The sequence below is a fragment of the Mycobacterium sp. pR1184 genome (assembly GCF_041287235.1).
Lineage (GTDB): Bacteria > Actinomycetota > Actinomycetes > Mycobacteriales > Mycobacteriaceae > Mycobacterium.
Window position 1 is genome coordinate 357,178 of the sequence record NZ_JBGGKR010000006.1, and the last position, 11,155, is coordinate 368,332.

10 protein-coding genes are annotated in these 11,155 nt (G+C 68.8%); 6 read left to right on the forward strand and 4 right to left on the reverse strand.

The features are described 5' to 3' along the window. Positions 1-20: 20 nt before the first annotated feature. Both ACAG21_RS13720 and ACAG21_RS13725 read left to right on the forward strand, forming a co-directional pair. A complete protein-coding gene (locus ACAG21_RS13720; RefSeq protein ID WP_370496616.1) occupies positions 21-1,124 on the forward strand; it encodes an adenylate/guanylate cyclase domain-containing protein in 1,104 nt (367 codons plus the stop codon). A 31-nt stretch (positions 1,125-1,155) separates the two neighbouring features. Next, positions 1,156-2,703, forward strand: coding sequence for a leucyl aminopeptidase (locus ACAG21_RS13725; RefSeq protein ID WP_370496617.1), 1,548 nt, complete (start codon positions 1,156-1,158; stop codon positions 2,701-2,703). On the opposite strand, the gene ACAG21_RS13730 is transcribed toward ACAG21_RS13725, so the two are convergent. Next, positions 2,704-4,296 (reverse strand): phytoene desaturase family protein, encoded by a 1,593-nt coding sequence (locus ACAG21_RS13730; protein WP_370496618.1) that lies wholly within the window; start codon positions 4,294-4,296, stop codon positions 2,704-2,706. Positions 4,297-4,299: 3 nt separating this feature from the next. Next, a complete protein-coding gene (locus ACAG21_RS13735) occupies positions 4,300-4,764 on the reverse strand; it encodes an SRPBCC family protein (protein WP_370496619.1) in 465 nt (154 codons plus the stop codon). Between the two features lie 161 nt (positions 4,765-4,925). Between ACAG21_RS13735 and ACAG21_RS13740 the strand changes: the two genes are divergently transcribed. After that, on the forward strand, positions 4,926-5,264 hold the full coding sequence (locus tag ACAG21_RS13740) for an aminopeptidase (protein WP_370496620.1): 339 nt from the start codon (positions 4,926-4,928) through the stop codon (positions 5,262-5,264). A 20-nt stretch (positions 5,265-5,284) separates the two neighbouring features. On the opposite strand, the gene ACAG21_RS13745 is transcribed toward ACAG21_RS13740, so the two are convergent. Further along, positions 5,285-7,051: an SDR family oxidoreductase gene (locus ACAG21_RS13745; protein WP_370496621.1), complete on the reverse strand. Its 1,767-nt coding sequence runs from the start codon at positions 7,049-7,051 to the stop codon at positions 5,285-5,287. Between the two features lie 198 nt (positions 7,052-7,249). Between ACAG21_RS13745 and sucB the strand changes: the two genes are divergently transcribed. The 3 genes from sucB to ACAG21_RS13760 are packed head-to-tail and all read left to right on the forward strand — an operon-like array spanning position 7,250 to position 10,854. After that, positions 7,250-9,025 carry a 2-oxoglutarate dehydrogenase, E2 component, dihydrolipoamide succinyltransferase gene (gene sucB / locus ACAG21_RS13750; RefSeq protein WP_370496623.1) on the forward strand — a complete coding sequence of 592 codons (1,776 nt, stop codon included), beginning with the start codon at positions 7,250-7,252 and terminating at the stop codon, positions 9,023-9,025. Positions 9,026-9,040: 15 nt separating this feature from the next. Next, positions 9,041-9,952: a TIGR01777 family oxidoreductase gene (locus ACAG21_RS13755; protein ID WP_370496653.1), complete on the forward strand. Its 912-nt coding sequence runs from the start codon at positions 9,041-9,043 to the stop codon at positions 9,950-9,952. A 2-nt stretch (positions 9,953-9,954) separates the two neighbouring features. Further along, positions 9,955-10,854 (forward strand): NAD(P)H-binding protein, encoded by a 900-nt coding sequence (locus ACAG21_RS13760; RefSeq protein ID WP_370496624.1) that lies wholly within the window; start codon positions 9,955-9,957, stop codon positions 10,852-10,854. A gap of 17 nt (positions 10,855-10,871) precedes the next feature. Here ACAG21_RS13760 and ACAG21_RS13765 read toward each other — a convergent pair. Then, positions 10,872-11,155, reverse strand: a 284-nt coding sequence (locus tag ACAG21_RS13765) for an HNH endonuclease signature motif containing protein (RefSeq protein WP_370496625.1), incomplete at its 5' end; no start/stop codon positions are given.

Below are 11,155 nucleotides of genomic sequence, written 5' to 3' on the forward strand. Positions count from 1 at the left end.
CACCTGGCAGACTTCTGTAGGTGTCCGATTCCCTGGATTTCGAGGCGCTGGAGGCCGCCGGGGTGGCGAACGCGCGCGAGCGGGCCGACTTGATCAAATATCTGGACGACCTTGGCTTCACCGTCGAAGAGATGGCGGAAGCCGAACTCCGCGGCCGGTTGTTCGGCTTGGCCGGTGACGTTTTGTCCTGGTCGGGGCGACCGATTTACACACTGCAGACCGCGGCCGAGGAACTCGGGGTAGCGGCCGAAGACGTCGCACGCGCCTGGGCTTTACTCGGCCTGACCGTCGCCGGTCCCGATATTCCGGTGCTCAGCCAGGCGGACGTCGACGCCCTGGCGACCTGGCTGGCGATCAGGGCGGTCGTCGGCCGTGAGGGCGCGTTCGGTCTGTTGCGGGTGCTGGGCGCCGCCATGGCCCGGTTGGCCGAAGCCGAGTCGACGATGATTCGCGCCGGGACGCCGGATATTCAGATGACCCACACCCGTGACGAGCTCGCCACTGCACAGGCGTATCGCTCCGTCGCCGAGTTCGTCCCCCGGCTCGGCGCCCTGATCGACGTCGTCCACCGTCACCATCTGACCAGCGCTCGAACACACTTCGAAGGCGTTTTGCGCGACACATCTGCCGCGGTGGTGTGTGGTGTCGGTTTTGCCGATCTGTCCGGCTTCACCGCGCTGACCCAGGCGCTGACGCCCGCCCAGCTGTCGCATTTGCTCAACGAGTTTGCCGGCACCGTCTCGGATGTGGTGCACGCCGATGGCGGCCGGGTGGTGAAGTTCATCGGCGACGAGGTGATGTGGGTGAGTTCGGCGCCCGAGCAGTTGCTGCGGGCGGCGGTTCATCTGGTGGAGCACCCCAAAGCCCGCGAGGAAGGATTGCAGGTGCGCGCCGGCCTCGCGTACGGCACCGTCGTTGCCATCAACGGCGACTACTTCGGCAACCCGGTCAACCTGGCCGCCCGCCTCGTGGCCGCAGCGGCCCCCGAGCAGATTTTGGCCACCTCCGAGCTGCGCGACGCGCTGCCCGACGTGCCCGCCCTCGCGTATGGCCCGTTGACGCTCAAAGGATTTGACGACCCGGTACCCGCGTTCGACCTGAGTGCGGGGACGCTGCCGAGCTAGACACCACCCCCGTTGACTAGGGTGTTTACGCGTGAGTACCGAACCGGGATACCAGGCTCCTTCTGTCACTGTCGCCACGTCGCTGTCCAAACGCGGTGCGGGTTCGTCGGTATTGGTCTTGCCGGTCGTTTCGACCGGTGACGAAGACCGGCCGGGCGCGACCGTAGCCGCCGCCGAACCCTTCCTGTCCGAGGAAGCCGTCGCCGAGATCCTGGCCGGCCTGCAGGCGCTGGACGCCACCGGCGCCAGCGAGCAGGTGCACCGGCTGGTGGTGTCGTCGCTTCCGGTAGCCAGCGTGCTCACCGTCGGCCTCGGGAAGCCGCAATCCGAATGGCCCGCCGAAACCGTGCGGCGCGCCGCCGGGGTGGCCGCCCGCTCGCTGGGCAAGGCCGAGTCGGTGATCACCACACTGGCCGAGCTGCCCGGCGAGGATGTCGCCGCCGCCGCGGTCGAGGGACTGATCCTGGGCAGCTACCGGTTCACCGACTTCCGCAGCGAGAAGACCGCGCCCAAAGACAAAGGGCTGAGCAAGATCACGGTGCTGGCCACGGCGAAAGACGCCAGGAAGCAGGTCGCACACGGTGCGGCCGTCGCGGCCGCGGTCGCCACCGCGCGCGACTTCGTCAACACCCCGCCGAGTCACCTGTTTCCCGCCGAATTCGCCAAACGCGCAAAGGCTTTGGGCGAGTCGGTCGGCCTCGAGGTGGAGGTGCTCGACGACAAGGCGCTGCAAAGGGGTGGCTACGGCGGCATTGTCGGCGTCGGGCAGGGCTCGTCGCGGCCCCCGCGGCTGGTGCGGCTGATCCACCGCGGCTCGAAGCTGGCCAAGAAACCCAAGCAAGCCAAGAAGGTGGCACTGGTCGGCAAGGGCGTCACGTTCGACACCGGCGGCATTTCGATCAAGCCCGCCGCATCGATGCATCACATGACCTCGGACATGGGCGGTGCCGCCGCCGTGATCGCCACCGTCACCCTGGCCGCACAGCTCGAACTGCCGATCGATGTGATCGCCACCGTACCGATGGCCGAGAACATGCCCTCGGCGACCGCGCAACGGCCCGGCGACGTGCTCACCCAATACGGCGGAATCACCGTCGAGGTGCAGAACACCGACGCCGAGGGCCGGCTGATCCTGGGCGACGCCATCGTGCGGGCGTGTGAGGACGACCCGGACTATCTGATCGAGACGTCCACGCTGACCGGTGCGCAGACGGTGGCCCTGGGCGCCCGCATCCCCGGGGTGATGGGCAGCGACGAGTTCCGCGACCGGGTCGCCGCGATCTCGCAGCGGGTGGGCGAGAACGGCTGGCCGATGCCGCTGCCCGACGAGCTCAAGGACGACCTGAAGTCTCAGGTCGCCGACCTGTCCAACATCAGCGGGCAGCGCTTCGCCGGCATGCTGGTGGCCGGGGTGTTCCTGCGCGAGTTCGTCGCCGACGGGGTGAGCTGGGCGCACATCGATGTGGCAGGGCCGGCCTTCAACACCGGCAGCCCCTGGGGCTACTCCCCCAAGGGTTCCACCGGGGTGCCGACCCGCACGATGTTCGCGGTGCTCGAGGACATCTGCGAAAAGGGCTAGCTAGCGGGTCAGCCGGTCGAGGAAGGCCTTGCCGAGCCGACGGCGCGGCCACCCGGTCAGCCCGTCGCCGGCAAGCGCGGCGCGGGCCGCGTTGCGTCCGCAGGCGCCGTGCACCGAGCCGCCCGGCGTCGCCGACGCGCTGCCCAGGTAAAGCCGCTCGACCGGTGTTTCGGCCCGGCCCATTCCGGGCGCGGGACGAAAGATCAGCATCTGATGCAACTGCGCGGTCCCGCCGTTGAGCGCCCCGAGGTGCAAATTGGCGTCGCTGGCCTCCAAGTCGGACGGCCGTTGCACGAAGCGGTCGATCACCGCCGCGCCGAAGCCGGGCGCATGCTCTTCGATGACCCGGTCCATCGATGCCGCCAGTCGCTGCGCCGACGCGTCGTCGGCCACATTGCGCGGCAAATGCGTGTAGGCCCAGACACTTTCGGTGCCCGCCGGTGATCTGCTGGGATCTGCCGTGGTGGTCTGGCCCAACAACATGTATGGATGATCGGGCACCACGCGAGTATTCAGGTCGGCCATCCAGCGGATCAGGCCGTCCCCGTCGGCACCCAAGTGGACGGTGCCGACCGAGCCCAGGCTTTTCGCTCGCCACGGAATCGGCGTTGCCAGCGCGTAATTGACCTTCACCACCGGCGGGTCCCAGCTGTAGTGCGCCAGGTCGCGACGCAGCGCAGCGGGAACCGCGTCGGGCGGCAGCATGTCGCAGAACAATTTGGGTGCGGTCACGTCGGCCACCACCGCGCGACGCGCATTCACCGTTCGTCCCTGCACGGTGCTCACGCCGACCGCGCGTCCGGCCCGCACGTGGATCCGAGAAACGTTCTGATCGCACTCGATTCGCGCGCCGGCCGAGCACGCCCGCGCGACCAGCGCCGCCGTCAATTGGCCGGAGCCGCCCACCGGAACCGGCCAGCCGCGATCTTGGGCCAGCATCGTCATCAGAAAGCCCATCGCGCCGCTGATCGGGGCATCCGGTGGAACATCGGCGTGCATCGCGTTGCCCAACAACAATCTTCGCGGCGCCTCGCCGTCGAACAGCTGGCTCGCCATGGTGTTGGCCGGCTGCACCAGCAACCGCGCGACGCGGACCGCTTCGGGCGTGCCGAGTCTGCGCAGCAGTCCCAGTAGCGGACGCACCGGCGGGAACGGCGCCAGCATCGCGTCCAGCAGCGGCGCCTTGATCTTGTCCCACAATTGCACGAGTCGCCACCAGTTCTCGCCGTCGGTGCGCTCTCGCCGCGCGAATTCCGCTGCCGTCCGGGCGGCGTCGGGGTAGATGACGGGCGGGTCGTCGTCGGCGCCGTCACGCGGGTGACCGACCACCGCCGGCGCACGGGACCACCGCAGCCCGTGGTCTTCGAGGCACAGCGCCTGCATGGCCGGCGAGGCCACCGTCATCGGGTAGAAGGAGCTGAACAGATCGGTGATGTAGCCCGGAGTCAGCTCGGCGCTGCGTACCGCGCCACCCGGCTCGGGTTGGGCCTCGAGCACCAGCACGTCCCAGCCGGCGTCGGCCAGCATCGACGCGGCGACCAGGCCGTGGTGTCCGGCTCCGATGACGACCGCGTCTGCCGTATCCGCGGCCACGGGCTACTTGACCTGGCTCGGCTCGAGGCGCTCGGCCAGCGCCGCCAGCCGCAGCAGGCACTCGCGGTTGCGGGGGTAGACGGCGGCCAGCGCCAGCCGATCGGGGATCATCTTCATCGGGCCCGCCGCGGGCACCTCGATCATGTCGATCCGGCAGCCATCGCCGATATCGGTGAGCCGCAGCGTAATCCGGGCGGCGCCGAGCACGCCGAGGTGCGCACGAAGAACGAGTTCCTCGCCCGGAGTGCAGCTTTCGACGACGGTTTTGTCGTTGATCACCAATGGCCACACACCCACCGAGTGCCGGATCGCCGAGCCGGGCTGCGGCCAGTCCGAGTCGACGGCACGGGTGCGGCTGTTGCCGACCACCCATTGGGTGTAGGTCCATCCGTTGGCCATCGCGTCCCAGACCTGCTGGCGGGAAGCGCGGACCTCCCGGCTGGTGGACATCTGTTCCTTCGACGTCATGTGAAGTCCTTCGTATCGGGGTCTTGGCCCGGGTACCCCGGCAGCTGCGGCCCAAGCGCGGCAACCATGTCTGCGCTGCCGCCCGGCGGGCAGTTCACCGTTTAGCCACCTCTTTCGATGGATAACCTCCCTGCGATCAGTACTCGAACGGGAGGCGAATCATGACGGTGCGTCGGTTGATCCTTGCTGTGGCCGCCGTGCTGCTATTGGCCGGTGTGATCGGGCTTCTGGTGCCGGTCTCAGTGTCCGACGGCAACGGCGGTTCCCTGGGCTGCGGAAACGCGGCCGTCGCGGATCTCACCGCGGCGCGTAACGCCAACGACAAGAGCGTGGCCAACATCCCGATCGTCAACCAAGTGGTGCCACACACCGACTACGTGGCGCGCTGCGAGTCGGAACTGGGTACCCGTCGCACCTGGACCATCCCGTTGACGGTCATCGGGCTCGTCGCGATTGCGGGCGCGCTGTTGGTGCGTCGCGAGGGAGCGCCAGCGGCCTAAGCCGAGCGATTGGCGCCGGGTCAGATCACTCGTAGCCGCGCGGTGCTGCGCAGCGCTTGCGGCATCAGCCGTGAAACCCCGTACAGCGCATAGGCTTCCGGTGCCACCGGGCGGATCGGCTTGTTCTTGCGGACCGACGTCAAAATCGCGTCGGCGACTTTGTCGGGCCCGTAGCGGCGCAGTGCGAACATCTTGCCCAGCTGACCGCGCCGGCCGTCGACGTGCTCGTCGTGCTTGCCGGCGGGCGCGTCGAACCGGGTGGTGTTGATGATGTTCGTTTCGATCAGACCCGGGCAGATCGTGGTCAGACCCACGTTGGCGGCGTCGAGTTCGGCGCGCAGGCAATCGGAGAACATGTACGTCGCGGCTTTGGACGTGCAGTAGGCGTTTAACGACTGCAGCGGAGCGTAGGCGGCCATCGACGACACATTGACGATGTGCCCGCCGGTGCCGCGCTCGACCAGGCGCCGCCCGAACGCCCGGCTGCCGTTCACCACGCCGCCGAGGTTGACGTCGAGCACCCGGTCGAATTGTTCGGCGGGGGTGTCCAGGAACTGGCCGGCCTGCCCGATACCGGCGTTGTTGACCACGACGTCGGGAACCCCGTGTGCGGCGCAGACCCGCTCGGCGAACGCCTCGACCGCGCCGGTGTCGGACACGTCGAGCACGTAGGCGTGCGCGACCCCGCCGCGTGCGGTGATCGCGGCCGCGGTTTCCTTGACGGCGGCTTCGTCGATGTCGCTGACGATCAGCTCCGCGCCCTCGCGGGCGAAGGCGTATGCGGTCGCGCGCCCGATACCGCTGCCGGCGCCGGTGACCGACACCAGCATGTCGCCGAAGGCCCGGCGAGGACGGCCCACTTGCGCACGCAGCAGCGCACGGCTGGGCGCCTTGCCGTCGACCAGGTCCGCGAACTCGTGCACCGCGGCGGCCATCACCTGCGGATGCGACATCGGCGAAAAGTGCCCGGCCCTGATGTCTCGCCGCCACAGCCGCGGCACCCACCGCCCGGTCTCGTCGTAGCCGTACGGCCGGACGTATTGGTCGCGGGTGTTGACGATCAGCTGCACCGGCACGTCGACGACATCGATGGGTTGGCCGCGCACGGCGAACGAACGAAAGTAGTTGGCGGGATAGGTTTTAACCGAGCTGGCCGCATCCGCGGCCATGTTCGGCGAGTGATGGATCTGCTCAGCGGGAATGTTATCGACCACCATGCGCCGCAGCGCGCGCACCGAGAAGGCCGCCCGAATCAACAGCGGCGCCAGCACCGGGATCGAGAAGAAGAGCATGTAGGTCAGCCGCAGCGCCTGACTGATCGAGCGGGCGAACCGACGCGGGCGCCAGGGTTGGCGCAGGCCGCTGAAGATGTATTCCACGAGCTGCTCGTGGCTTGGGCCGGACACCGACGTGAACGACGCCACCCGGTCGCCGGCGCCCGGGCGTTTCAGGTACTCCCAGATGCCCACCGAACCCCAGTCGTGGGCCAGCACGTGCACCGGCGTGCCGGGGCTCAGTTCGTTTGTCACCGCCGCGAAGTCGTCGGCGAAGTGCGCCATCGTGTACGACGAGACCTTCTTGGGCGACCCCGACAGCCCCACGCCGCGGTTGTCGTAGCGGACCACCCGGAACCGCGGTGTCAGCAGCGGTACAACGCCGTCCCACAGCACGTGCGAGTCGGGCCACCCGTGCACCATCACGACGATGGGACCGTCGGGGTTGCCTTCCTCGTACACCGCGATGCGGACACCGTCCGCGCTGTCGACGAACTGCTGTATTGCCGGCATCGAACTTCCGCCTCCCCGCGATCTCGCGTGATCGCCCCCTGACAATTCGGCCCACCGCAGCGAGCGGGTCAGCCCTGGTTGTGTGCCGACGCGGAGGCAATGACAGGATAGTTTCGACGTCAACTTGCAGTACACCGCGGTGTGGTAAGTCAGATGTTGACCTGCGCAGACCCACGAGCGATCGAGGAGTCAAAAGACATGGCCTTCTCCGTCCAAATGCCGGCACTCGGTGAGAGCGTCACCGAGGGGACGGTCACCCGCTGGCTCAAGCAGGAAGGCGACACGGTCGAGCTCGACGAACCGCTTGTCGAGGTGTCGACCGACAAGGTCGACACCGAAATTCCTTCGCCGGCCGCGGGTGTGCTGACCAAGATCGTCGCCCAGGAGGACGACACCGTCGAGGTCGGCGGCGAGCTCGCCGTCATCGGCGACGCTTCGGAGAACGGCGCGCCCGCCGAGGCGCCGAGCCAACCGGCGCCCGAGCCTGAGCCGGAACCCGAGCCCGCACCCCAGCCGGAGTCGCAGGCCCAGCCCGAACCCGAGGCCCAGCCGGAACCGGCCCCGCGGGCCGCGAGTTCGAGCAACGGCAGCGCGACCCCGGTGCTGATGCCCGAGCTCGGCGAGTCGGTTACCGAAGGCACCGTGACTCGCTGGCTCAAGAAGGTCGGCGATTCGGTCCAGGTCGACGAGGCGCTGGTGGAGGTCTCCACCGACAAGGTCGACACCGAGATCCCGTCCCCGGTGGCCGGAGTCCTGGTCAGCATCACCGCCGACGAGGACGACACCGTCGCCGTCGGCGGCGAGCTGGCCCGGATCGGCAGCGGCTCCGCCGCAGCCGCGACGCCGCCGCCCGCGCCCAAGCCGGAGCCCAAGCCCGAACCGGCGCCGGCGCCCAAGGCCGAGGCCCCGCCGGCCCCGAAGCCCGCTCCCGCGCCGGAATCCCCGCCCGCGCCTGCGCCCAAGCCGACCCCGGCGCCGCAAGCCACACCGTCGGAGCTGGTCGCGGAGCCCCAGGGCGATGGCAGCCCGTACGTGACCCCGTTGGTGCGGAAACTGGCCAGCGAAAACAACATCGACCTTGCCTCGGTGAAGGGCACCGGCGTCGGTGGCCGCATCCGCAAGCAGGACGTGCTGGCCGCCGCGCAGCGCAAGCAGGAGGCCGCGAAGGCCCCCGCCCCGGCGGCTCAGGCTCCCGCCGCACCGGCGGCCAAGGCTTCCGCGGCGCCGACTCCGGCACCGGCGCTGGCCCACCTGCGCGGTACCACGCAGAAGGCCAATCGGATCCGGCAGATCACGGCCAAGAAGACCCGGGAATCCCTGCAGGCCACCGCGCAGCTCACCCAGACCCACGAGGTCGACATGACCAAGATCGTGGGACTGCGCGCGAAGGCCAAGACGTCGTTCGCCGAGCGTGAGGGCGTGAATCTGACCTACCTGCCGTTCATCGCCAAGGCGGTGATCGACGCGCTGAAGATTCACCCCAACATCAACGCCAGCTACAACGAGGACTCCAAGGAGATCACCTACTACGACGCCGAGCACCTGGGTTTCGCCGTCGACACCGAGCAGGGCCTGCTCTCCCCCGTGGTCCACAACGCCGGCGACCTGTCGCTGGCGGGGCTGGCCCGCGCGATCGCCGACATCGCCGAGCGCGCCCGGACGGGCAACCTGAAACCGGATGAGCTGTCCGGCGGCACCTTCACCATCACCAACATCGGTAGTCAGGGCGCGTTGTTCGACACCCCGATCCTGGTTCCACCGCAGGCCGCCATGCTGGGCACCGGGGCGATCGTCAAGCGCCCGCGGGTGGTGGTCGATGAGAGCGGAAACGAATCGATCGGCGTGCGCTCGATCTGCTACCTGCCGCTGACCTATGACCATCGGCTGATCGACGGGGCCGATGCCGGACGATTCCTCACCACGATCAAGCACCGGCTTGAAGAGGGAGCGTTCGAGGCCGACTTAGGTCTTTAGAAGGGCTTGAGCACATTGGCCAAGCCCGTCGTCGCGATTGCGGGTTCCTCCGGCCTGATCGGCTCCGCCTTGGCTGCGGCCCTACGCGCCGCCGATCATCGGGTGTTGCGCATCGTGCGCCGGACCCCGGCTAATCCCGATGAGCTGCACTGGAATCCGGAGAGCGGCGAGTTCGATCCCGACGCGCTCACCGAGGTAGACGCCGTCGTCAACCTGTGTGGCGTCAACGTCGGCAAGCGCCGGTGGTCGGGCGCGTTCAAGCAGAGCCTGCGCGACAGCCGCATCGCCCCGACGGAGGTGTTGGCCACCGCGGTCGCCGACGCCGGCGTCGAGACCCTGATCAACGCCAGCGCCGTGGGCTATTACGGAAACACCAAAGACCGCGTGGTCGACGAAAACGACCGCGCGGGAACGGGTTTCCTGGCCCGGCTCTGTGAAGACTGGGAGGCCGCGACGCTGCCGGCCCAATACGGCGGTGCCCGTGTGGTGCTGGCCCGCACCGGCCTGGTGATGGCAGCGGCGGGCGGAGCGTTGCGCCGGATGCGCCCGCTGTTCTCGGTGGGCCTGGGCGCCCGGCTGGGCAGCGGCCGTCAGTACATGTCGTGGATCAGCCTGGAGGACGAAGTGCGGGCGCTGCTGTTCGCGATCGGGCACCCGTCGCTGTCCGGGCCGGTGAACATGACCGGGCCCGCGCCGGTCACCAACGCCGAGTTCACCACCGCGTTGGGCAGCGCGGTCAACCGCCCGACCCCGATGATGCTGCCGGCCGTCGCGGTGCGGGCCGCGCTCGGCGAGTTCGCCGACGAGGGGCTGCTGACCGGTCAGCGGGCCATCCCGTCCGCTCTCGAACGCGCCGGATTTCAGTTCCACCACAACACCATTGGCGAGGCGCTGGCCTACGCCACCGCACGGCGAGACCAGGACTAGACATGTATCTGGTCACTGGCGCAGGCGGAGGAATCGGTGGCGTAAGCCGGCTGGTGGTCGAGGAGTTGCGCTCTCGCGACGAGCCGGTGCGTGCGATGGTGCACCGCGACGACGAACGGGCCAACTCGCTGCGCGCGCTGGGCGCCGAGGTGGTGGTCGGCGACCTGACCGAGCCGCAAGACGTCGTCGCCGCGATGGAGGGCGCCGACCGGATGTTCTTCTCGATGAGCGTCTCCCCCGACTATCTGCAGGCGACAACGGTGGTGTGCGCGGCGGCGCTGGAATCGGGTGGCCTCGAGGTGCTCGTCAACATGTCGCAGATGACGGTCTCGGAGATGACGCTGACGAGCGCCGACGAGTCGCGCCAGCATCGTCTGCACTGGCTCGCCGAACACGTCGTCGACTGGTCGGGCGTGCCGGCCATACACATCCGGCCGACGGCGTTTCTGGACAATCCGATCTTCACGTCGCTGGCCGCGGCGTCGTTGCGGGAGCGCGACCAGTTGGTGCTGCCGTTCGGGACCGGCAAGACCTCGCCGATCGCGGCCAGTGACGTGGCCCGCGTGGTCACCGCGGTGCTGCTCGATCCGGCCGATCGCATCGGAGCCGTCTACGAGCTGACCGGACCGGAAAGCCTGGACGTCGGCGGGCTGGCCGCGCAGTACGCCCGCGCTTTGGGTCGCCCGATCACCGGCGCCGACATCGCGCAGGACACCTGGGTCGAAGAGGTGCTGCAGCCGCTGGGCCTGCCCGCCCACGTGCAGCAACACCTGGCCACGATGACCAAGCTGCACCGCGCGGGCCGCTACGAGCGCTCCACCGACGACGTCGAGCGGATCACCGGCCTGCCCGCGCTCAGCGTCGAGCAATACGTCGCGGCGAACCCGCAGGCGTTCGCGTAGCAACCAGAATTAGATCGCTACGCCGCCTCGTCATCGTCTGGGTCGCCGAGGAGTTTTTGTGGGTGGTGGTAGGTGTTGGTGCGGGGTTGGCCGCGGTCGAGGTGGGGTGGGGGGATCCATTGGGTGTGGCCGTTGGGGTGTGTGCGGGTGGTCCAGCCGCGGGGTTGTAGGAGGCGGTGGTGGGTGCCGCAGGCCAGGGTGAGGTTGTCGATGTCGGTGCTCTGGCATTGGGCGTAGTCGGTGATGTGGTGGACTTCGCAGTAGTAGCCGCCCACGGTGCAGCCGGGTGCGGTGCAGCCGC

Bases quoted from the DNA above. Each gene is read 5' to 3' on its own strand.
- ACAG21_RS13735 (WP_370496619.1), bottom strand. From the start codon at position 4,764: ATGACGTCGAAGGAACAGATGTCCACCAGCCGGGAGGTCCGCGCTTCC.
- ACAG21_RS13745 (WP_370496621.1), bottom strand. From the start codon at position 7,051: ATGCCGGCAATACAGCAGTTCGTCGACAGCGCGGACGGTGTCCGCATC.
- ACAG21_RS13760 (WP_370496624.1), top strand. From the start codon at position 9,955: ATGTATCTGGTCACTGGCGCAGGCGGAGGAATCGGTGGCGTAAGCCGG.
- sucB (WP_370496623.1), top strand. From the start codon at position 7,250: ATGGCCTTCTCCGTCCAAATGCCGGCACTCGGTGAGAGCGTCACCGAG.
- ACAG21_RS13740 (WP_370496620.1), top strand. From the start codon at position 4,926: ATGACGGTGCGTCGGTTGATCCTTGCTGTGGCCGCCGTGCTGCTATTG.